We start from the raw sequence: 21243 nt of genomic DNA on the forward strand, positions 1-21243 counted from the left end.
GTTGGGGGCAGCTCAAAAGATGCCCCCACCAAGAATCAGAGCAAGCCCGCTCCTTGCAACAGTTCGACCGCCTGCCGCCAGCGCGGCTGGGCCTTGTAATCGATACCGGGGGTGCTCCTGGCCAACATGCCCTGCGCCCGGGGCGACGGCTGCATGCCCGTCTGCTGCGCATGCACCAGCGCCTGCTCAGCCGCAGCGCGATCATTGCACACCAGTAGCATGTCGCAACCGGACGCCAGCGCCGCATCGACCCGCTCCGCCATGCCGCCCACCGCGTGAGCGCCGGCCATGGTCAGGTCATCACTGAAGATCACCCCACGAAAGCCCAGCTCAGCGCGCAGGATGTCCTGCAGCCAGCGGCGGGAAAAGCCCGCCGGCAGGCTGTCCACCGCCGGATAGACCACGTGCGCCGGCATGATCCCATCCAGCAACGGCGCTAGCGCCGCAAAGGGCTGCAGATCAGATTCGCGGATCGCCGCCTCGCTGCGCTCATCGACCGGCAGGTCGAAGTGTGAATCAGCCTCTGCCCAGCCATGCCCGGGGAAATGCTTGCCGGTCGCGGCCATGCCGGCCTGCCGCAGCCCCTGGATATAGGCCTGACCCAGGCGACTCACCTGCTGCGGATCACCGCCCAGGGAACGGTCGCCGATTACCTGGCTGCGCCCGTAATCAAGATCCAGTACCGGCGCAAAGCTGATGTCGATACCGCAGGCGAGCATCTCGGTCGCCATCAGCCAGGCCGCAGCCTCGGCCAGCTGTTCCTGCTCTGCGGCAGCGCACCCGGCGATTCGGCCAAGCGCCGGCAACCGCAACACATCCCGCCGCAGCCGCTGGACCCGCCCGCCTTCCTGGTCAATGGCGATCAGCATATCGGGGCGCACTGCACGAATGCTGCGTACCAGCTCGCGCACCTGGGCCGGGGATTCGGTATTGCGGGCAAATAGGATCATGCCGCCGACTTCGGGCTGTCTCAACAGCTGGCGGTCTTCCGGCGTCAGCCAGGTGCCGGCCAGATCCAGCATCAATGTGCCTTGTTTCAATGAAGTGCTCCTTGGAATGTAGGGCAAGCGCTATTCGATGATTACCGCACAGCCGGCCGGGGTCATCTCGAACAGCGCCAGAATATCCGGATTACGCAGGCGGATGCAGCCATGGGACAGCGGGATGCCCATCGGCTGATCATCACCGGTACCGTGCAGATAGATGTAGCGACGCTGGGAATCACGATCGGCGCCACGGTTGATACCCGGCTCCTCACCGCAGAGCCAGAGTATGCGAGTTAGGATCCAGTCCCGCTGCGGGTGCGTAGCGGCCAGCTCAGGCGACCAGACCTCGCCGGTCGGCCGCCGACCAATGAAGACCGCACCCAGCGGCTGGCCCTCACCGATGCGGGCCCGCACCCGGTGCCGGCCGCGCGGCGTGCAACCGCTGCCGTTCAATTCCCCCGCACCATTCTTTGCTGTTGATACCGGATACTGGCACAGCTGCCGACCGGCCCTGGAGCCGGTCAGCAACTGACGCTCGATGGATATATGGATCAGGTCCAGCTGCATGGTCACTCCGCTGCAACAAAGGCATACACGATAGCGGATCACACAGCGGGAAGTAAGTCCTAGGGCGCCACCGGTTCCGGGGCATCGCGCAGGCGACTGCTCGCCTCCCCCCGCAACTGCGGGCTGGCACGCATGCCGGCGGCCAGGAACGGCACCATCTGTCGCAGCACCTCCTCGGTCCCGGCGCGCTCGCCGCACTCTGCTTCGGCCATGGCCTTGAGCGCCTTCATACTCGACAGGGTGAATGCCGCACTGCCCAGCATGAAATGCACACGCCAGAACAGCACATCCGCCGGCAGCTCGGGCGAGCTGCGCAATACCAGCGCCATGTAGCGCTGGAACACCTTGCCATAGACCTCACCCAGATACTTGCGCAAATGGCCCTGGCTCTGGCTGAAAGCCAAACCCAGCAACCGCATGAAGGTAGAAAGATCGTGCCCGCTGCGTGGCTTCACCGCCAGCACCAGCCGCACCAGCATGTCCAGCAACTCCTCAAGACTCTGCTCTGGATTACCGGCCTGCTCGTTGCGATCGAGCTCCTGCTCCAGGCTGCTGACGAAGGGATTGAGGAAGCGGGTGAACACCGCCTGGATCAGGGATTTCTTCGAACCGAAATGGTAGTTCACCGCCGCCAGGTTCACCCCGGCCTTGCTGGTGATCAGACGCAGCGAGGTTTCCGCAAACCCCTTTTCGGCAAACAACTGCTCGGCGGCATCAAGGATGCGCTCGACTGTTTCAGACTGTGCCACGGATAACTCCCAGATACATTTGTTTGAAACATACGTTTCAAACGATCTCCCTGTCAACTTGAACGTTTTACCACAGCCGCCTGCGCAAGCAAACTGGCCAAACGACTTGCCCTGCGGGCACAACTGTATATAATCCCAATAACTGTATAAAAAGACAGGTACTGGATAATGCTTAAACTGACGGCACGGCAACAACAGGTACTGGCCTTCCTGAAGGAATACATGAGTGCCAATGGCTATCCCCCCACCCGGGTGGAGATTGCCCGCGAGCTGGGCTTCCGCTCACCAAACGCGGCCGAAGAACACCTCAAGGCACTGGCCCGCAAAGGCGCCATTGAGATGATTCCCGGCGCTTCCCGCGGCATCCGCCTGCCGGCCGACAGTGAGGCCCAGAACCAGGAAGATGGATTACCGGTTATCGGCCAGGTGGCCGCCGGCGCCCCCATCCTGGCGGTAGAGAACATTGAGGACCATTGCCGCATCAGCCCCGAGTTCTTCAGCCCCCGTGCCGACTATCTGCTGCGCGTGCGCGGCATGAGCATGAAGGACATCGGCATTCTTGATGGAGACCTGCTCGCCGTACATCGCACCAGCGAAGTCAGGAATGGCCAGGTGGTCGTCGCCCGCCTCGATGACGAGGTGACCGTCAAACGCTTCCACAAGCAGGGCCGCAAGGTGTCATTGATTGCTGAGAACCCTGATTTCGCGCCCATAGAAGTCGATCTGCGCGAACAGGAACTGATCATCGAAGGTCTGAGCGTCGGCGTGATACGCCACTGAAGGAGTACGCCATGCAGTATGCGCGAAACAAAGGTTCAGCCGCACAACCCGACCTGCTGCACCAGGTCATGATGTCGTCTCGCCTGCAGGCACAGAGTCTGAGCGGTACGGCCCTACCTGACAGCGAGCCGGAGAACATCGGCTTCAGTGAGATCAGTCTGAATGGCACGCCACGCCAGTGCCTGCAATGGTTGGCGCCGGTGTTGCGGGATCTGAGCCAGGCCAGTTGTCCGGGCTGGCTGACGTTGATCGACCCGCCGCTGCCGGTCAGCCAGAAGTGGCTGCGGGCCTCGGGGCTCGATCCCCAGCGCATACTCATCATCCGCCCAAAGCATGGCATGGATACACTGGAATTATGCTGCGAGATTCTGCGGCTAGGCTACAGCCACACAGTGGTGAGCTGGCTGCCACCATTGGCAAGCACCCATCTACGCCTGGAGGCAGCTGCCCGCTCAGGGTACTGCGCCAGCCTCAATGTGCGCCTGGGCAGCACCGGCATGGCTTGATGTGACCACCTCGGTCGGGCGTCTGCCCGACTGGGTCAATGCAATACGCGGTGTTCGTCGAATTCCAGATCGGGATCTTCTTCCATGATCTGACCAGCCATCTGCATGCCAGTACTGATCATCGCCTTGGCCACTTCCACGTAGTTGCCCTGCAGAAAGTCCCTTGCCTCTTCGGAGAACTCGATGGTCAACAGCGGCTTGCCCTCTTCGTCCGGGCGGCGCAAAGCGACAGTGCCGTCGGCAAGCTCTATGATCTCGAGAAAGGGTGAAGGCATTGTACGTCTCCTGTCAGTCAAGCCGCGCAGGGTATCACAGCCACCCTGAGCCGACCACCGCTCACCACTCCTGCATTCCCTCGCGATAACGCTCGATCTGCGCGGCCAGCGCAGCGAGCGCTGCCTGCGCCTCGTCGATACCCCATTCCGCCACCGGAGCAGCCGTGGTGGCAATCAGCTCGCCGGCGGCAGCAGTTCGGGATGGGGCGGCCTCGGCTGCGAACAGTTGCCCCCAGGCCCGCAACAGCCCAGCCAGCCAGTTGCCATCATCCATCGCCAGCTGCGTCAGCTCGCCCAGTTCCGGCCCGGGAAAACGTTCGGACAGATCGCCGCGCAATACCTGCTCGACATCGCGAGCGTCCAGCAACGGCCAGCGATAACGCTCGGCAATTTCATGAATCAGCGCCAACACCGCGCGGTAACCATGGAACAGGACGTGCTCACGGTGGTAACGCGCCTGGGTCATGGCGCCCAGATCAGTGGCGCCTGCCGCCGCCTCCCAGGATGTCAGAGCCAGACGGGCAAATGAGAGTGCCTGGTTGGTGCGGGTATAGATCTCATTCGCCATACAGCCTCCGCTCAGCGCTTGGGCTTGCGCCCATCGTCCACCACCCAGCCCTTGCCATCGTGAAACGCGCGCCAGCCACTGGGCTTGCCCTCGATTTCACTTTGCACGTACTGCTCCTTGCTCTTGCGGCTATAGCGGATCACCGTGGGGTTGCCATCGGGATCAGCCACCGGCGCATCAAGCAGGAAGTGGTACTTCGGGTCGATCGCGTCGCGGTGCGGCAGCAACTCCTTGACCAGCGGAGCGCGGGTTTCACGGTTCTTCGGGAATTGGCTGGCAGCCAGGAACAGACCCGAGGCACCGTCGCGCAACACATAGACGTCATCGACCTTGTCGCAGCGCAGCTCCGGCATCAGTACCGGGTCCATCTTCGGCGGCGCCGCCTCACCGCTTTTCAGCAGTTTGCGGGTGTTCTTGCAGGCGCTGTTGGTGCAACCGAAGTACTTGCCGAAACGGCCGGTCTTGAGCTGCATCTCGCTGCCGCACTTGTCGCATTCGATCACCGGACCATCATAGCCCTTGATCTTGAACTGCCCCTCTTCCACCTCGAAGCCGCTGCAGTCGGGGTTATTGCCGCACACATGCAGCTTGCGACGCTCATCCACCAGGTAGCTGTCCATGGCGGTGGCACAGATCGGGCAGCGGCGCTTGGCGCGCAGTATGCGTGATTCGCCTTCCTCGTCATCGGCTGCCACTTCGTTACCGGGCACCAGATTGACGGTCGCCTTGCAGCGCTCCTTGGGTGGCAGAGCATAGCCCGAGCAGCCCAGGAAAACGCCAGTAGAGGCGGTACGGATCATCATCGGCCGGCCGCACTCCACACAGGGAATATCGGTTGGCGTCGGCAGATTCGCCCGCATGCCCTGCTCCCCATCCGCCGCGCTGGCGGCCTTGAGCTTGAGGCTGAAATCGGCGTAGAACTTGTCCAACACCTGCTTCCATATCACTTCACCCTGGGCCACGTCATCGAGGGATTCCTCCATGCGGGCGGTGAAGCTGTAGTCCATCAGGTTCGGGAAGCTTTCATTGAGCCGCTCAATGACGATGTCACCCATCTTTTCGGCGTAGAAACGCCGGTTGTTCAGGGTGACGTAGCCGCGCTCCTGGATGGTGGAGATAATCGAGGCATAGGTCGACGGGCGGCCGATACCACGCTTCTCCAGCTCCTTGACCAGACTGGCTTCGGAATAACGCGCCGGTGGCTTGGTGAAATGCTGCTTCGGATCGAGCTTGATCAGCTCAAGCTGGTTGTCCACCTGCATGTCAGGCAGCACTTCGTCTTCCCCGCCTTTGCCCAGCGGCGGCAGGACCTTGGTGAAACCGTCGAACTGCAGGATACGACCGCGCGCGCGCAGCTCGAAATCGCCCGCCTGCACCGTAATGGTGGTGGACAGGTACTTGGCCGGCGGCATCTGGCAGGCGACGAACTGGCGCCAGATCAGCTCATACAACCGCTCGGCATCCCGCTCCATGCTCTTGAGCTCGGTCGACTTGAGCTTCACGTCCGAGGGGCGGATGGCTTCGTGCGCCTCCTGGGCGTTGGCCTTGCTGCCATAGACGTTCGGCGTTTCGGGCAGATACTGGGCGCCGAAGTTCTTCTCTATATAGCCGCGCGCCATGCTCACGGCGTCAGCCGACAGGAAGGTCGAGTCGGTCCGCATATAGGTGATGTAGCCCGCTTCATACAACCGCTGGGCCATCATCATGGTTTTCTTCACACTGAAGCCCAGGCGCGTGCTGGCAGCCTGTTGCAGGGTGGAAGTAATGAAGGGTGCGCCGGGCTTGGTGCTGGTCGGGCGAGCGTCACGCTTGACCACCTTGTAGTCGGCGCTCTGCAGCTGCTCCAGTGCCTGGTCGGTCTGCTGCTTGTTCAGCGGACGGAAGGCTTCGCCATTTTCCTTGACCACTTCGAAGCGAACGGATTCGCTTTTCGGGGTGTTCAGATTGGCATGCACTTCCCAGAATTCTTCCGGGATGAAGGCGCGGATTTCCCGCTCGCGATCGACGATCAGCTTGACCGCGACCGACTGTACCCGGCCGGCGGACAGGCCGCGGGCGATCTTCTGCCACAGCAGCGGCGAGACCATATAACCCACCACCCGATCAAGGAAGCGCCGTGCCTGCTGGGCGTTGACCCGGTTCATGTCCAGCTCACCCGGCTCGGAGAAGGCTTCCTGAATGGCCTTCTTGGTGATCTCGTTGAACACTACCCGACGGTAGCGGCTTTCATCACCACCGATGGATTCGCGCAGGTGCCAGGCAATGGCTTCCCCTTCGCGGTCCAAATCCGTTGCGAGATAGATGGTGTCGGCTTCCTTGGCCAGGCGGCGCAGTTCGTCGATGACCTTTTCCTTGCCGGGCAGGATCTCGTAATGCGCTTTCCAGTCATTTTCAGGGTCGACGCCCATCCGGTTGACCAGCTGCATCCGCGCTTTGGTTGCCTTGTCGACTTCCGGTGCGGAGGCGGCCTTGCGTCCACCCTTGGGTTTGCTTTCGGTCTTGCTGCTGCCGCTGGTGGGCAGGTCGCGGATGTGTCCGATACTCGACTTCACCACGAAGTCATTGCCAAGGTATTTGTTGATCGTCTTGGCCTTGGCCGGTGACTCCACAATGACCAGTGCTTTTCCCATGGGTAACAGTATTCCTCAATCAATCAAATCGGCCTGCGCGGGGGAGCGAGGCGTCAACGTTGCCTGCAAGGGGCGCAGGCGGTCTGGAGGGCCAGAGCCTACACGTCTTCGCTGACAAAGGTAAAGCGTGGATATGTTTTGCCTTCCACAACCACCTGTTCGGTGAACATGTCCAGCGGCCGCACCCACAGGTCGAATTTGCCATATAAGGTACGGTAGACCACTAACGGCTCTTCTGTTTCGGAATGTCGCGCGATGCCGATCACCTGGTAGTCCTTACCTTTATAGTGGCGGTAGCGGCCTGGCTTCAATTGCACGTGATGGCTCCTATAACCTGATTGCGCTTTAGCGCATTGCGGAAAGTTTGGCGCAGAGGCAGCATTTGCCGGTCGGGCCACGCAGACACGCCGTGAATACATCCCTGTAGGCTCGCGGTTGCCATCCCTGGCAACCGACGGTCTGCCTGACCCGACCGACAAACGCTGCCTGCACGTTCTGAAGTTGCTGCACGGAAAACCTGCATCGGTACCAAGCGGGGAAGCTATTTATGCAGAAGGAGCTGTGCTACGCAGACCCCATAGTGTTTTCGCCGGGATATGCGATGAGCTAGTCGGCGGAGCTTGGGTACTGCCCTTGGCGGACCGTCGGTTGCCAGGGATGGCAACCGCGAGCCTACAGGGGTGAGGCAAACGTCTGCGAAGCACTGCTTCGCGTGCAGCCGAACGCCCGGCAATCTGTGATTGACGGGCAGGCCCCGCTTGCGGGTACTTGCGGCGTGTCCGCCAAGGGCAGTACCCAAGCGCAGTCCTTGCACCAGACACCTACAACCACAACCACAACCACAATGCCCCGAGCCCAAGAGGCCGACACTTATTTGCTCAGATACCGCATCCCTTCCTCAAGCCCCTCCAGCGTCAGGGGATACATGTGATCCTCCACCAGGTCCTGGATGATGCGGGTCGAGGTGGTATAGCCCCAGGCATCCTTGGGATAAGGGTTGATCCAGATCATCTTGGGATATTTCTCGCGCAGGCGGGTAATCCAGACGTGGCCGGCCTCCTCGTTCCAGTGCTCCACGCTGCCACCGGGCTGGGTGATCTCGTAGGGTGCCATGGCCGCGTCACCGACGATCACCACCTTATAGTCCGGCCCATACTTGTGCAGCAGGTCCATGGTGGGGATGCGCTCGTTGGTCCGACGCATGTTGTCCTTCCATACCGACTCGTAGAGGCAGTTGTGGAAGTAGAAATATTCCAGATGCTTGAATTCGGTCCGGCAGGCGGAGAACAGTTCTTCGCAGACCTTGATATGCGAATCCATCGAGCCGCCGATATCGAACAGCAGCAGCAACTTGACTGCGTTGCGCCGTTCCGGGCGCATCTGGATATTCAGCAGGCCGCCGTCACGGGCGGTGTGGTCGATGGTGCCGTCGATATCCAGCTCGTCTGCGGCTCCGGTGCGGGCGAACTTGCGCAGACGGCGCAGGGCGATCTTGATGTTGCGGGTGCCCAGCTCCACCTGATCATCCAGGTTCTTGTATTCGCGCTGCTCCCAGACCTTGGCCGCACGCCCCTGGCGCTTGCCCGCGTCGCCGACACGGATACCCATCGGGTTGTAGCCGCCGGAGCCAAAAGGACTGGTACCACCAGTGCCGATCCACTTGTTGCCGCCGGCATGGCGTTCCTTCTGCTCTTCGAGGCGTTTCTTGAACTCCTCGATCAGCTTGTCCAGCCCGCCCAGGGATTTGATCTGCTCGCGTTCTTCGTCGGTGAGCAGGCGCTCGAATTCCTTGCGCAGCCAGTCCTCCGGAATCAGCGCTTCCAGCAGCTCGTTGAGGTCCTGCAGACCATTGAAATAGGCGCCGAAGGCGCGGTCGAACTTGTCGAAGTGACGCTCGTCCTTGACCATCACCGTGCGCGCCAGATAGTAGAATTCGTCCATATCGGCGAACACGACATGGTTCTTCAGCGCGTTGATCAGATCCAGCAGCTCGCGTACCGACACCGGCACCTTCGCTGCACGCATCTCATTGAACAAATTGAGTAGCATGATTGCAGCCTCTCGGGAGAACTCGGATAGCCCCTCCCCCTTGCAGGGAGAGGGCTGGAGAGAGGGTGAAGCGCTTAGCGGTTTTGCCGGCGCGTCATGAAGGCCAGGCGCTCCAGCAGCTGCACGTCCTGCTCGTTCTTCACCAGCGCGCCATACAGCGGCGGGATGGCCTTGGTCGGGTCGCGATCACGCAGCACGGCTTCGGGGATGTCGTCGGCCATCAGCAGCTTCAGCCAGTCGACCAGCTCGGACGTGGAAGGCTTTTTCTTCAGGCCCGGCACCTTGCGCACGTCAAAGAAGATGTCCATCGCTTCACTGAGCAGGTCCTTCTTGATGTTCGGATAGTGCACATCAACGATGCGCTGCATGGTCTCGCGGTCAGGGAAGGCAATGTAGTGGAAGAAGCAGCGGCGCAGGAAGGCGTCGGGCAGTTCTTTCTCGTTGTTCGAGGTGATGATGATGATCGGGCGCTGTTTGGCCTTGATCGTCTCGTTGGTCTCGTAAACGTAGAATTCCATCTTGTCGAGTTCCTGCAACAGGTCGTTGGGGAACTCGATATCGGCCTTGTCGATTTCGTCGATCAGCAGGATGGCCCGCTCTTCGGATTCGAAGGCTTCCCACAGCTTGCCCTTCTTGATGTAGTTACGTACGTCATGCACCTTGTCCACGCCGAGCTGGGAGTCGCGCAGGCGGCTGACCGCATCGTACTCGTAGAGCCCCTGGTGCGCCTTGGTAGTGGATTTGATGTGCCAGGTGATGAGCTTGGCGCCCATGGACTCGGCCAACTGCTCGGCCAACATGGTTTTGCCGGTGCCCGGCTCGCCCTTGATCAGCAGCGGGCGCTCGAGGGTAATGGCGGCGTTGACGGCGAGCTTGAGGTCGTCGGTGGCGACGTAGGACTGGGTACCTTCGAACTTCATGGGGAATTCCTTGGGACGGGCCGCTGACAGCGGGCATTCACGTTATTTTCTCAGCCCTCGACTATAGCCCGCACCCCGAATGGGTGTAAACGCACAGGCGGAATTCACTCAGTGAATGGCGGGCGGACCTGCACGACGGCGAACTGGCATTGTGGGAGCGGGCTCGCCCGCGAAGAGGCCTGGCAGAAGAGCTTCGCGGCCAGGGCCGCCCCCACTCGAAATGACCGCCTCACCGCAGGCTTTTACTCCTGATCTTCCTCCAGCGCCCGCTCGAAGCGGGGTGTGAAGGCTTCAACGAAGGCATTGCGCAGGATCTGAATAAAGGCCTGGAAGGCGCTCATTTCCGCGTTATCCAGACTGCCGCTCAGCTCGATACGGGTGGCGAACTGGTCCTGGCGCTGATTCTGCAGCACTTCCTGCCCGCCATGGACGATCGCCTCCCATAGACCCCGGAAGAATCCCTTGTCCTCGTTGCGGATATCCTGATCCATGTCGAATACGTCGACATCGCGCATCAAAGGCTTGATGTAGCCGGTCAATTGCCGGTCCTCGACATCCAGCTCCATGGTCAGATCGCCCTCGCCCCCGCGGAAATCGAACTTGCCGTAGGCGCCGGCGAAGTCATTGATGCGGGTCAGGTCCAGGCCCAGCATGCGAAACTGCAGATCGAGATTGTCCACCCGCCCCAGCGGGTCGAAGTGCGCCGTGGCCTCGACCGGCGCGTGACCGAGGAAATTGGCGGTGCCGTTCATACTGGCACTGCGTTGCCCCTGGGCATCGGGCGCGTTGGTCAGATTGCGCACCGTCATCTGGATATCACTGGCGTTGATGTTGACCGGCGGGTCGCTGGAAAAATTACGGAAGAACACCGTGCCGCTGTGTACGTTCACCTCGTTCAGGCGCACCGGCACCATGTCTTCCAGTTGCGCACGCCAATCGACCCCTTCACCGGTCTGCTTCTGGGCCTCGGATTCGCCATCGACAAAATTGAGTTCCGGTTCATACAGGTCGACCACACCGATCAGCACGCCCTCTTTCCACAGGGCGCGCATGCGGACCTTGATATCCATAACCGGCAGCTTGACGAAGGGCACCTGATTCTCGCCCTCGGTCTTGGTGATCACCAGCTCGTTGATCCGGTAGGCGCCATTCCACCAGGTCATGTCCACATCTTCTATATGGCCACGGTAGTCGCCCATCTCGGCAAGCTTGTCATTCAGGAACTCGCGTACCAACCAGGGCAGCATCAGGTGCAGTATGATCAACAGCAGCGCCAGCACCGCCACCGTTATCATGGAAATACGCAGGGTCTTGTTCATAACAGGATTGACTTGTGCCGTTATCGGTAGTTCAACCGATTGACGCCCATGAACGCCAGGCATAGGCTGGTCCGGCCGCGCATCCACAAGGAGAACAACCATGAGCCACGTTTTCACAGATTACTCCCAGTCCATCGGCAACACGCCGTTGGTCCGGATCAACCGCCTGGCCCCCCACGGCGTCACCATCCTGGCCAAGGTTGAAGGGCGCAATCCTTCGCATTCGGTCAAGTGCCGTATCGGCGCCAGCATGATCTGGGACGCCGAGTCCCGGGGGATTCTGAAAGAAGGCATGACCATCGTCGAGCCCACCTCCGGCAATACCGGCATCGGCCTGGCCTTCGTAGCCGCCGCCCGCGGTTACAAACTGATTCTGACCATGCCCTCTTCCATGAGCCTGGAGCGCCGCAAGGTACTCAAGGCGCTGGGCGCCGAACTGGTACTCACGGAGCCGGCCAAGGGCATGAAGGGCGCTATCGAGAAAGCCACTGAAATAACCCAGGCCGCTCCCGACACCCACATTCTCCTGCAGCAGTTCGAGAACCCGGCCAACCCCGCCATCCATGAAAAGACCACCGGCCCGGAGATCTGGCGCGATACCGACGGCGGTATCGATGTACTGGTCTCGGGGGTCGGCACCGGCGGGACGCTGACCGGCGTGTCGCGCCATATCAAGCAGACCTGCGGCAAGGCCATTACTGTCGTCGCCGTGGAGCCGGTCAGCTCACCAGTGATTACCCAGGCCCGGGCCGGTGAAGAAATCAAGCCGTCACCGCACAAGATCCAGGGTATTGGCGCCGGTTTCATCCCCGGCAACCTGGATCTGAGTCTGGTCGACCGGGTAGAGCTGACCACCGACGAAGAAGCCAAGGACATGGCCCTGCGTATCATGCGCGAGGAAGGCATTCTCTGCGGTATCTCCTCCGGCGCCGCCATGGCCGCCGCGGTGCGCATCGCCGAAGAGCCGGATATGCAGGGGCGCACCATCGTCGTGGTACTGCCTGATTCCGGCGAGCGTTACCTGTCCACCATGCTGTTCGCCGACCTGTTCACCGACCAGGAAATGCTGCCCTGAGCCGTCGGGCTGATCCGGAGCCGGCGTGACCTCGCCGGTATCCGATCAGCCGCGGCTCTTCCGCCGGACTCGCTGACTGGCTATTCTGGGCACCTCCGGATTCACTACCAGGGTTGCCCATGTCAGATACCGCCGTGCATATCGCCCAACGCCTGCTGGATGCCTTCGATGCTTATCGAGCGACGTTCCGCGAACTGACCCTGGGCGCCCGCGCCCGCTTCGAGCAGGCCCAATGGCCTGAAATCCAGGAAACCTCCACCGCGCGCATCAACCTATACGATGAGCGCATCTTCGAGACCCGGGATCAGCTTTCCGCCGACCCGGCCTGCCACGATATTCTCGACGCCGATTGCTGGCCGGCGATCAAGCAAGCCTATATAGAACTGATCGAAGACCGCTTCGACGATGACCTGGCGGAAACCTGGTTCAACTCGGTGTTCTTCAAGATGCATCGCCATGATCAGATCAGCGACCGCACCATGTTCGTCCACAGCACCCGACCGACGGTGCGCAAACCGTCTCGTGTACCGCTGACTCGGGGATTCATCTCCGGTGGCTGCCTGACCAGCCTGGCCCGGCAGATCCTGGATCAGTACGCCTTCGACGTGCCGTGGGCGGACTTCGAGCGCGATTGCCAGTTGATTGTGCGCTGCCTGCGTCAGGGACTGCCGGATTGGGCCCAGCTGGACCATGGCCTGACCGTCGAGCTGATCCAGCCGGTGTTCTACCGCAACAAGGGTGCCTATCTGGTCGGGCGCGTATTGAGCCAGGGCGAGAAATGGCCTTTTGTACTTCCCCTGATCCACCGGGAGAAGGAAGGCGTCAGTGTCGACACCGTGATCACCGACGAGTCCGAGGTATCCATCATTTTCTCCTTCACCCGCTCCTACTTCATGGTGGACGCTGCGGTACCGGTGGAAATGATCGGCTTTCTCAAGCGCCTGCTGCCGGGCAAACAGGTCGCCGAACTCTATACCGCCCTGGGCTTCTACAAGCAGGGCAAGTCCGAGTTCTACCGGACGCTGATCGATTACATGGCGCGCACTCCCGATGATCGATTCATCATGGCGCCGGGGGTGCGGGGCATGGTCATGACGGTGTTCACCCTGCCCGGTTTCAATACCGTGTTCAAGATCATCAAGGATCGCTTCGCCCCCTCGAAGAACATCAGCCGCGCCACGGTCATCGAGAAATATCGGCTGGTAAAGCGCCACGACCGCGTCGGCCGCATGGCTGACACCCAGGATTTTGCCGATTTCCGCTTCGCCCGGGACAGTTTCGAGCCCGAGTGCCTGCAGGAGCTGCTGGAAGTCGCCCCCTCCACGGTGGTCATTCAGGGCGATACCGTGCTGGTCCGCCAGTGCTGGACCGAGCGGCGCATGACTCCGCTCAACATCTATCTGGAAAGCGCCAGTGAATCCCAGATCCGCGAGGCGCTGCTGGACTACGGGCAGGCCATCAAGGAACTGGCCGCCGCCAACATCTTCCCCGGCGACATGCTGCTGAAGAACTTCGGCGTCACCCGCCATGGTCGCGTGGTGTTCTATGACTATGACGAGATCAGCTATCTGACCGAGGTCAACTTCCGGCATATACCCGAACCGCTCTATCCCGAGCAGGAAATGTCGTCGGAGCCTTGGTATTCGGTCGGCCCCAACGATGTATTTCCCGAGGAGTTTCCCGTGTTCCTGTTCGCCGACATACAGCAGCGTCGGCTGTTCAGTCAGTTGCATGGCGACCTTTTCGATGCGGACTTCTGGAAGGGGCTACAACAGCAGATTCTGGACGGCAAGGTGATCGACGTGTACCCCTATCATCGCCTGCAGGACCGGGCCGCAGAGGGTTGCAAGGCCCTGTGAAAATTATCCGACGAAAGACGTGCTATTTCCGCAAACTGACGTATACTGAATTTCGTTCGTTTGTACCGGAGAGCCTGCCAAGTAATTGTCTTGACTTGGTTCAGATTCCCGGGCAAAGTGAGCGCGTAGGTTTTCAAGAGATAGAGTAGTAGGCTGCAAGCGCACTTTTAGTACGTAAGTTTGTCATTCTCGCAATCTTTGATTCCCACGCTTTAATTGAGCTTTGCTCAAGTATTTCAATTTGATAGGAATTATCTGAAATGGCAACTGGTACAGTTAAGTGGTTCAACGACACTAAAGGCTTCGGCTTCATTACTCCTGATGGCGGCGGTGACGACCTGTTCGCCCACTTCTCCGAGATCAAGGTTCAAGGCTTCAAATCCTTGGCCGAGAACCAGAAGGTGTCTTTCGACATCACTACTGGTCCTAAGGGCAAGCAAGCTGCGAACATTCAGATCATCGGTTAATTCCGAATCTGAATAGAAAAACCCGGCCTCGGCCGGGTTTTTTATTGCCTGGCGTTTAAGCTCTGGCGTCCCAGGGCAAAAATCACTCGCCTGTACCGCCCCGACATCGTACCCTATGCGCAATGATCCGAGGACGACAGACTTACCATCCATTCTGTTGCCAGCCTCCTTCCAGACGTCCAGACAAAGGGGTTCTCGCAGTGGACAGCACCAATCAGAAATCGACCGACTCTCTTCACCTGAGCCTGTTCCGCGCCGCGGAAGCCATCGTCAGTGAACTGGGCGCATCCCAGCTCACCTTCGCCACCTTGAGCGAACGCACCGGTGTCGACGAAGCCACCCTCAGCACCCTGTTTCCCGACCGCGAAGCCTTGCTGACAGCGATGATCGAACATCGCCTGGAGCGCTTCCGCGTACGCTGGGGTGCTTATGAAAGCGTCCTGCCCGACGAGCCCATGCGCGAACTCAAGGCCCTGCTGCTAAGCAACATGAGCGAGTCCACGGAAGAGAAGAACCTCGACTCGGCGATCTTTGCTGCGGCGGCCAGCAACCCGGCCCTGCTGCAAACCACCTCGGATGACGTGCAGGGCCTGTTCGATATTCTGGCCAAGTCACCCCTGGGATTGGCCCAGGCCGCGGTATTGTTCTTCTCGGTACGGGGCTATCGCCTGTTCGAGCAGGTTGGCATCTGCCCGATGACCGATACCCAGCGCACCGAATTCCAGGAGCAGATCATGCGCCTGGCACGCATCATGTACGAGCAGAACAACGAAGAATAATGATCAGCTGGCAGCGCGGCTGCGGCCGCTCCGCCAATGGCGCCAGACCAGGCGCAGACAGGCAAAGCCAACATAGGCCAGGCTCGCCAGCAGCATCGCCAGCGCCAGGTCGCCCAGCAGTTTCGGCGCCTGCTCGCCGGTCCCCAGCAGCACATCCAGTGCCCAGCCGATGGCGGCAGGCGCCAGACCAGGTTCCAGCGGTTCGACCTGCGACGGGGTGAACAGGATCACCGCCATCACCAGCCACAACGGCTCACGCACGTACCACCAGCTGATCCAGCGGGTCATCTGGGTCCAGACCAGCCAGCCGCAGGCTGCAGCGCCCAGATAAATCATCCACACTGTCTGGTATTCCGACTCGTTGAACATGCTCTCTGACCGGTTGTCGATAAACGAGCGACTATAATAGCTTTTTTGACCCTGGAGTCCTACAACCATGCCGCCATCAACTCGCCGTGATGCGACGCCTGATCCCTATGCCTGGCTGGAACAGCGCGACCTCGACGAAGTGATCGACCACCTCAAGGCCGAAAACAGCCATACCGAGCAATGGCTGAGCACGCATGATGATCAACGGGCCCAACTGTTTGAAGAAATCCGCGGGCGCATACGCGAGACCGATCTGTCGCTGCCGGCGGTCTGGGGCCCCTGGCTGTACTACCAGCGTACCGAAGCCGGTGCCGAGTACCCCCGCTACTTCCGCAGTCCCCGGCCCGCCGACGGCAGCCTGCAGACCGACCCGACCAAGGAGCAATTGTTACTGGATCTTAACGAGCTGGCCGGTGATGGTTTTCTGCAGCTGGGCGACTTTGCCATCAGTCCCGACCACCACTGGCTCGCCTACAGCCTCGACCGCCAGGGGGACGAGACCTACTGCCTGTATCTCAAGCACCTGGATAGCGGCAATATCAGCGAACTGCCACTGGACCAGGCCGATGGCAGCCTGGTCTGGGCCAACGACAGCGTCACCCTGTTCGCCGTCAGCATGGACGAAGCCTCCCGCCCGGCCACGCTCTGGCGTCTGCAGCTGGGGACCCCGGCGGTCCGCGTATATCACGAGGCCGACCAGCGTTTCTATCTGCATGCCTACCGCAGCAGTTCGGAGCAATGGCTGGTACTGGCCAGTGACAGCAAGAACACCAGTGAAGTGCGGGTGGTGTCAGCTGACCATCCCGCCGGCGACTGGCAATTGCTCAGCCGCCGCGTTACCGGTCATGAATACCATGTGGACCATGGCCCAGACGGCCTGCTTATCCGCAGCAACGACCGCGGCGAGAACTTCGCACTCTACCGCACCGACCCGCATCACCCGCTGCGCCGTAACTGGGAACTGGTGGTGGATGTGGACCCGCAGCGCACCCTGGAGGATTTCAGCGTGCAGCGCCATGGCCTGCTGCTGCACTACCGTGACGGCGGCTTGACCCGCCTGGAGGTACGCCCGGCCAACGGCGCGCACTATGAGGTGAGCATGCCGGATGCGGTCTACAGCCTGCATGTACAGGGCGGCGAAGAGTACGTCAGCGAGCATATTAGGTTGCGTTACGAATCGCTGAATCGGCCAGCCCAGGTGCGCGCGCTGCATCTGCCCAGCGGCAGTCAGACCGTTCTCAAGCAGACCCCGGTGGAAGGGCCATTCGATGCGGATGATTACGAAGTCCGCCGCGAATGGGCCACCGCGCCGGATGGCACCCGGATTCCCATCAGCCTGGTCGGCCGACCGGCCAGCCTGGCCGCTGCCGCCCCGCTCTATCTGTATGGCTATGGCGCCTATGGTGCCAGCATGGACCCCTGGTTCTCCCATGCCCGCCTGTCCCTGCTCGACCGTGGCTGGATCTTCGCCATCGCCCATGTGCGCGGCGGCGCCGACATGGGGGAAGCCTGGTATCAGCAGGGCAAGCTGGAGCACAAGAGCAATACCTTCAATGACTTTATCGCCTGCGCTGAGCACTTGGTCGGCAGTGGCTACACCGACAGCAGCAAGCTGGTCATCGCCGGTGGCAGCGCCGGCGGCCTGCTGATCGGCAACGTCGTCAACCAGCGCCCCGAGCTGTTTGCCGCCGCGGTAGCCGATGTGCCCTTCGTCGATGTATGGAACACCATGAACAACCCTGCCCTGCCGCTGACCATCGGCGAGTACGAGGAATGGGGCGATCCGAATGATCCCGCGGTGGCCGAGCGCATCAGGTCTTACGCGCCCTACGAACAGGTGCGCGAGCAGGCTTATCCGGCGATGTTCGTCACTGCCGGGTATCACGACATGCGCGTACAGTACTGGGAGGCAGCCAAATGGGTGGCGAAACTGCGGCACAGCAAGACCGATGACCGGCCGCTGTTGCTACGAACCCAGATGAGCGCCGGCCACGGCGGCGCCAGCGGGCGTTATCAGTCGATGAAGGAGCTGGCCGAGGAGTACAGCTTTCTGCTGGCGGTCATCAAATAACCTCGGGGCCATCCCCCAGCGCCAGCAGGCCTGTATCCCCTCCCACTGCGGCCGTGTTGATGGTGCGTGTGCGCTCGGTCGCCATACGCACCAGATAATGCGGGCCACCGGCCTTGGGACCTGTACCTGACAATCCCTGACCACCGAAGGGTTGTACCCCGACCACCGCACCGATCTGATTACGGTTGATATAGACATTGCCAATACGTACCCGCTGGTCGATGTAGGCGGCAGTCTGTTCGTTGCGGCTATGGACGCCCAGCGTCAGGCCGAAGCCCGAGTTGTTTATCTGGGCAATGATCTCGTCGAGCTCGTCGCTACGCCAGGTGATCACATGCAGGACGGGGCCAAAGTGCTCACGGTCGAGCTGATCCAGCCGCTCCAGGCGAAAGGCCGAGGGGGCAATGAAGTGGCCATTGGCATCGGCCGGCAGTGGCGTTTGCGCGATCAGCCGCCCTTCGGCTGTGAGTCGGTCAATATGCCTGAGCAGATTGTGCCGCGCCTCGTCATCGATGACCGGCCCCAGATCGACATCACGCCGGGAGGGATCACCCACCTGCAGTTCCGCCATGGCCCCCTTGAGCAGTTCGATCACCTGATCGGCAATATCCTCCTGCAGATACAGGACCCGCAGCGCCGAGCAACGCTGGCCGGCGCTGGCGAAAGCCGAATGCAGCACATCGCGGATCACCTGCTCGGGCAACGCGGTGGAGTCGACCAGCATGGCATTCTGGCCACCGGTTTCGGCGATCAGGGTGGCGATCGGTCCGGCTCTCTCCGCCAGGGCACGGTTGATGAGTTGTGCGGTGGCCAGCGAGCCGGTGAACACTACACCGGCAATCCGCGGGTCCGCGGTCAGCACACTGCCGACCTGCTCCCCATCGCCAAGTAGCAGCGCCAACACCTGTGGCGGCAAGCCGGACTCCAGCAGCAATTCGACACAGCGCACCGCCAGCAGAGTGGTCTGCTCCGCGGGTTTGGCGGCGACCGTGTTTCCGCTCAACAATGCTGCAACCATCTGGCCGACGAAGATCGCCACGGGAAAATTCCAGGGGCTGATGCAAACCATTACCCCCCGCCCCTGCAGATACAGCTCGTTACTCTCACCGGTGGGACCGGGCAGGCTCACCACGGCAAAATCTTGTCGCGCGCGGTGCGCATAATAACGACAGAAATCGACCGCCTCGCGCACCTCATCGAGACCGTCCTGCAAACTCTTACCCGCCTCCAGGCTACACAAGGCCATCAATTCGGGCAGATGCTCTTCCAGACGATCGGCAAACCGCTCGATGATTTCAGCACGCTCGGAAACCGGTCGCGCATTCCAGTCGGCAAAAGCTGCCGCCAGCCCGGTGATGGCCGAACCGACCTGTGGGCAGGTAGCCCAGATCACGTCACCCACCTGGCGCTCAAGATCCCAGGGGCAGCATACCGGCCGCCCCAGGCCGGTCAGACGGTGACCATCGACGATCGGCGCACCGCTCCACTGCCGAGACATCCAGTCGGACAGCGCGGCCTGCAATGGCAACCAGTGGCTCTGAATATCCAGATTGATGCCGCGGGAATTGCGTCGCTCTGAACCATAGATATCCCGTGGCAGCGGGATCTGCGGGTTGGCCAAGTCCGGGTAGCGGCGCAGTGCCTGCAGCGGATGCTCGATCAACGAGTCCACAGGCACGCGGGGGTCGACCAACCGATGCACGAAGGAAGAATTGGCGCCGTTTTCCAGTAGCCGCCTGACCAGGTAAGGCAATAGCTCCCGGTGTGCACCTACCGGCGCGTAGATGCGCACGGGATATTGGTGCACGTCGATAACCGTGTCGTAGAGCGCATCACCCATACCATGCAGCCGCTGAAACTCGAGATCCCGGCCGTTCGCCATTTCCAGAATGCAAGTCACGGTGTGGGCGTTATGGGTGGCGAACTGCGGGTAGAGCAATTCCGCGGTATGGGGTCCGAGGAGGTAGCGAGCGCAGGCCAGATAGGACACATCGGTCGCCTCCTTGCGGGTGAACACCGGATAGCCATCCAGGCCCGCCTGCTGGCTGAGTTTTATCTCGGTGTCCCAGTAGGCGCCCTTGACCAACCGCACCGGTATCCGGTCCCCCTGTTCCCGCGCCAGCAGCGTGAGCCAGCAGAGCACCGGCAAGGCACGCTTGGAATAGGCTTGCACCACCATGCCGAAACCGCTCCAGCCAGCCAGGTCCGGATGGCGATACAACTGGGCAAACACCTTGAGTGACAACTCCAGGCGGTCGGCCTCTTCCGCATCGATGGCGATGTCCACATTACCCGCCCGAGCTTGACGCAACAGTGTCAGCAAGCTGGCACCCAGTTCGTCCAGTACCTGGGTTTCTCGGCCTGCCTCGTAGCGCGGGTGCAGCGCGGACAACTTGATCGAGATGCTCGGCCGAGGCCCTTTCCCATCTTGTCCTGACTCAGCCAGTGCGGCGATTGCCGCACTGTAGTCTTGCTGGTAACGCCCTGCGTCGGCACGGGTCAGGGCCGCCTCACCGAGCATATCGAAGGAGTGGGTATACCCCCGGGCAGCCTGTGCCCGGGCATTCTTCAGCGCCTCGCCAATGTTGCGCCCGAGCACGAACTGACGGCCCATGAGCTTCATTGCCTGGAGCATGGCGGCCCTGATCACCGGCTCACCGCTGCGGCGGACCAAGCGCCGCAGCACCGCCCCCGGTGTGCCCTCGTCCGACTGCTCCAGATTCACCACCCGACCGGTCATCACCAGCCCCCAGGCAGCGGCATTGACCAGCGCATGCTCGCTCTTGCCAAGGTGCAGGTCCCATTGCGCCGCATTGAGCCTGTCGCGAATCAGCGCATCGGCGGTGGCGGCATCCGGTATGCGCAGCAGCGCCTCGGCAAGGCACATCAGCATGATGCCCTCGCGGGTATCCAGGCTGTATTGCTGCAGCAAGGCATCCAGGTTGTCCACCGCATCGTCCCGCCGCCGCACCGACTCGATCAGGCGTCTTGCCCGGTCCGCCACCGCGGCGATGCTCTCCGGCTCGGCCAGCCGCATCAGTTGCTCCAGGCAGGCCGCTTCATCCTGCACATAGTGCGCGCTGACAATCGCCAGAAAATCATCGGCGCTATCGCCGAGGAAGGTTCCATCAAGCACATCTGCTGCGGTGATCATGGGCTACTCCCGTTACTGCCATTATCACAACATAGTCGGTTAAACGACGCTCAGCAGCCTGGTTTATCAATCACCATTGAAATACCCCGTCGCAGACACCACCTTTGTAGAACGATATTT

The 21243-nt window shown here is 61.1% G+C and carries 19 protein-coding genes; 7 read left to right on the forward strand and 12 right to left on the reverse strand.

From position 1 onward, the window contains the following. Nucleotides 1-35: 35 nt before the first annotated feature. Genes nagZ through BM267_RS00580 form a run of 3 tightly spaced genes read right to left on the reverse strand, consistent with a single transcriptional unit; the run spans nucleotide 36 to nucleotide 2302 of the window. Complete coding sequence (gene nagZ / locus BM267_RS00570) at nucleotides 36-1022, reverse strand: beta-N-acetylhexosaminidase (protein WP_074778507.1); 987 nt, start codon at nucleotides 1020-1022, stop codon at nucleotides 36-38. A 48-nt stretch (nucleotides 1023-1070) separates the two neighbouring features. Next, on the reverse strand, nucleotides 1071-1553 hold the full coding sequence (locus tag BM267_RS00575; protein WP_143063016.1) for a L,D-transpeptidase: 483 nt from the start codon (nucleotides 1551-1553) through the stop codon (nucleotides 1071-1073). Nucleotides 1554-1612: 59 nt separating this feature from the next. Beyond that, nucleotides 1613-2302, reverse strand: coding sequence for a TetR/AcrR family transcriptional regulator (locus tag BM267_RS00580; protein WP_074778505.1), 690 nt, complete (start codon nucleotides 2300-2302; stop codon nucleotides 1613-1615). 168 nt (nucleotides 2303-2470) lie between these two features. Here BM267_RS00580 and lexA point away from each other — a divergent pair, with 168 nt between their 5' ends. Both lexA and sulA read left to right on the forward strand, forming a co-directional pair. Then, on the forward strand, nucleotides 2471-3082 hold the full coding sequence (gene lexA / locus BM267_RS00585; RefSeq protein ID WP_036989643.1) for a transcriptional repressor LexA: 612 nt from the start codon (nucleotides 2471-2473) through the stop codon (nucleotides 3080-3082). A gap of 11 nt (nucleotides 3083-3093) precedes the next feature. Further along, a complete protein-coding gene (gene sulA, locus BM267_RS00590; RefSeq protein ID WP_051610818.1) occupies nucleotides 3094-3588 on the forward strand; it encodes an SOS-induced cell division inhibitor SulA in 495 nt (164 codons plus the stop codon). A 35-nt stretch (nucleotides 3589-3623) separates the two neighbouring features. On the opposite strand, the gene BM267_RS00595 is transcribed toward sulA, so the two are convergent. From BM267_RS00595 to BM267_RS00625, 7 genes are all read right to left on the reverse strand, one after another. Then, entirely contained in the window at nucleotides 3624-3863 is a 240-nt protein-coding gene (locus BM267_RS00595; RefSeq protein ID WP_036989642.1) for a hypothetical protein, read from the reverse strand. Between the two features lie 61 nt (nucleotides 3864-3924). Then, on the reverse strand, nucleotides 3925-4431 hold the full coding sequence (locus tag BM267_RS00600) for a DUF6586 family protein (RefSeq protein ID WP_074778503.1): 507 nt from the start codon (nucleotides 4429-4431) through the stop codon (nucleotides 3925-3927). Between the two features lie 11 nt (nucleotides 4432-4442). Continuing rightward, nucleotides 4443-7061, reverse strand: a complete 2619-nt coding sequence (gene topA / locus BM267_RS00605) for a type I DNA topoisomerase (RefSeq protein WP_074778501.1) — start codon at nucleotides 7059-7061, stop codon at nucleotides 4443-4445. 98 nt (nucleotides 7062-7159) lie between these two features. After that, on the reverse strand, nucleotides 7160-7378 hold the full coding sequence (locus tag BM267_RS00610; RefSeq protein ID WP_074778499.1) for a DUF1653 domain-containing protein: 219 nt from the start codon (nucleotides 7376-7378) through the stop codon (nucleotides 7160-7162). Between the two features lie 553 nt (nucleotides 7379-7931). Further along, on the reverse strand, nucleotides 7932-9110 hold the full coding sequence (locus BM267_RS00615) for a vWA domain-containing protein (protein WP_074778497.1): 1179 nt from the start codon (nucleotides 9108-9110) through the stop codon (nucleotides 7932-7934). A 74-nt stretch (nucleotides 9111-9184) separates the two neighbouring features. Then, a complete protein-coding gene (locus BM267_RS00620) occupies nucleotides 9185-10030 on the reverse strand; it encodes an AAA family ATPase (RefSeq protein WP_036989637.1) in 846 nt (281 codons plus the stop codon). A 242-nt stretch (nucleotides 10031-10272) separates the two neighbouring features. Continuing rightward, nucleotides 10273-11349, reverse strand: a complete 1077-nt coding sequence (locus BM267_RS00625; RefSeq protein WP_036989635.1) for a DUF748 domain-containing protein — start codon at nucleotides 11347-11349, stop codon at nucleotides 10273-10275. 100 nt (nucleotides 11350-11449) lie between these two features. Here BM267_RS00625 and cysK point away from each other — a divergent pair, with 100 nt between their 5' ends. From cysK to BM267_RS00645, 4 genes are all read left to right on the forward strand, one after another. Then, on the forward strand, nucleotides 11450-12424 hold the full coding sequence (gene cysK, locus BM267_RS00630; protein WP_036989633.1) for a cysteine synthase A: 975 nt from the start codon (nucleotides 11450-11452) through the stop codon (nucleotides 12422-12424). A gap of 119 nt (nucleotides 12425-12543) precedes the next feature. Then, nucleotides 12544-14283, forward strand: a complete 1740-nt coding sequence (gene aceK / locus BM267_RS00635; protein WP_074778495.1) for a bifunctional isocitrate dehydrogenase kinase/phosphatase — start codon at nucleotides 12544-12546, stop codon at nucleotides 14281-14283. A 260-nt stretch (nucleotides 14284-14543) separates the two neighbouring features. Further along, nucleotides 14544-14750 carry a cold-shock protein gene (locus BM267_RS00640; RefSeq protein WP_036989629.1) on the forward strand — a complete coding sequence of 69 codons (207 nt, stop codon included), beginning with the start codon at nucleotides 14544-14546 and terminating at the stop codon, nucleotides 14748-14750. 200 nt (nucleotides 14751-14950) lie between these two features. Then, entirely contained in the window at nucleotides 14951-15529 is a 579-nt protein-coding gene (locus BM267_RS00645; protein ID WP_036989626.1) for a TetR/AcrR family transcriptional regulator, read from the forward strand. Nucleotides 15530-15532: 3 nt separating this feature from the next. Here BM267_RS00645 and BM267_RS00650 read toward each other — a convergent pair whose 3' ends face one another. After that, entirely contained in the window at nucleotides 15533-15898 is a 366-nt protein-coding gene (locus tag BM267_RS00650) for a hypothetical protein (protein ID WP_036990291.1), read from the reverse strand. Nucleotides 15899-15965: 67 nt separating this feature from the next. Here BM267_RS00650 and BM267_RS00655 point away from each other — a divergent pair, with 67 nt between their 5' ends. Then, nucleotides 15966-17969, forward strand: coding sequence for a S9 family peptidase (locus BM267_RS00655; RefSeq protein WP_074778493.1), 2004 nt, complete (start codon nucleotides 15966-15968; stop codon nucleotides 17967-17969). Here the strand turns inward: BM267_RS00655 and putA are convergent. After that, nucleotides 17962-21123, reverse strand: a complete 3162-nt coding sequence (gene putA / locus BM267_RS00660; protein ID WP_074778491.1) for a bifunctional proline dehydrogenase/L-glutamate gamma-semialdehyde dehydrogenase PutA — start codon at nucleotides 21121-21123, stop codon at nucleotides 17962-17964. The genes BM267_RS00655 and putA overlap by 8 nt on opposite strands. Nucleotides 21124-21243 lie beyond the last annotated feature (120 nt).

The sequence above is a fragment of the Halopseudomonas bauzanensis genome (assembly GCF_900114735.1).
In the GTDB taxonomy this organism is placed as follows: domain Bacteria; phylum Pseudomonadota; class Gammaproteobacteria; order Pseudomonadales; family Pseudomonadaceae; genus Halopseudomonas; species Halopseudomonas bauzanensis.

What these genes read in the sequence shown, in the direction of transcription:
- BM267_RS00650 (WP_036990291.1), bottom strand. Translation starts at nt 15,898, where the DNA reads ATGTTCAACGAGTCGGAATACCAGACAGTGTGGATGATTTATCTGGGC.
- BM267_RS00615 (WP_074778497.1), bottom strand. Translation starts at nt 9,110, where the DNA reads ATGCTACTCAATTTGTTCAATGAGATGCGTGCAGCGAAGGTGCCGGTG.
- BM267_RS00655 (WP_074778493.1), top strand. Translation starts at nt 15,966, where the DNA reads ATGCCGCCATCAACTCGCCGTGATGCGACGCCTGATCCCTATGCCTGG.
- BM267_RS00595 (WP_036989642.1), bottom strand. Translation starts at nt 3,863, where the DNA reads ATGCCTTCACCCTTTCTCGAGATCATAGAGCTTGCCGACGGCACTGTC.
- BM267_RS00625 (WP_036989635.1), bottom strand. Translation starts at nt 11,349, where the DNA reads ATGAACAAGACCCTGCGTATTTCCATGATAACGGTGGCGGTGCTGGCG.
- aceK (WP_074778495.1), top strand. Translation starts at nt 12,544, where the DNA reads ATGTCAGATACCGCCGTGCATATCGCCCAACGCCTGCTGGATGCCTTC.
- nagZ (WP_074778507.1), bottom strand. Translation starts at nt 1,022, where the DNA reads ATGCTGGATCTGGCCGGCACCTGGCTGACGCCGGAAGACCGCCAGCTG.
- BM267_RS00600 (WP_074778503.1), bottom strand. Translation starts at nt 4,431, where the DNA reads ATGGCGAATGAGATCTATACCCGCACCAACCAGGCACTCTCATTTGCC.
- BM267_RS00640 (WP_036989629.1), top strand. Translation starts at nt 14,544, where the DNA reads ATGGCAACTGGTACAGTTAAGTGGTTCAACGACACTAAAGGCTTCGGC.
- BM267_RS00620 (WP_036989637.1), bottom strand. Translation starts at nt 10,030, where the DNA reads ATGAAGTTCGAAGGTACCCAGTCCTACGTCGCCACCGACGACCTCAAG.
- topA (WP_074778501.1), bottom strand. Translation starts at nt 7,061, where the DNA reads ATGGGAAAAGCACTGGTCATTGTGGAGTCACCGGCCAAGGCCAAGACG.
- cysK (WP_036989633.1), top strand. Translation starts at nt 11,450, where the DNA reads ATGAGCCACGTTTTCACAGATTACTCCCAGTCCATCGGCAACACGCCG.
- sulA (WP_051610818.1), top strand. Translation starts at nt 3,094, where the DNA reads ATGCAGTATGCGCGAAACAAAGGTTCAGCCGCACAACCCGACCTGCTG.
- lexA (WP_036989643.1), top strand. Translation starts at nt 2,471, where the DNA reads ATGCTTAAACTGACGGCACGGCAACAACAGGTACTGGCCTTCCTGAAG.
- BM267_RS00575 (WP_143063016.1), bottom strand. Translation starts at nt 1,553, where the DNA reads ATGCAGCTGGACCTGATCCATATATCCATCGAGCGTCAGTTGCTGACC.
- putA (WP_074778491.1), bottom strand. Translation starts at nt 21,123, where the DNA reads ATGATCACCGCAGCAGATGTGCTTGATGGAACCTTCCTCGGCGATAGC.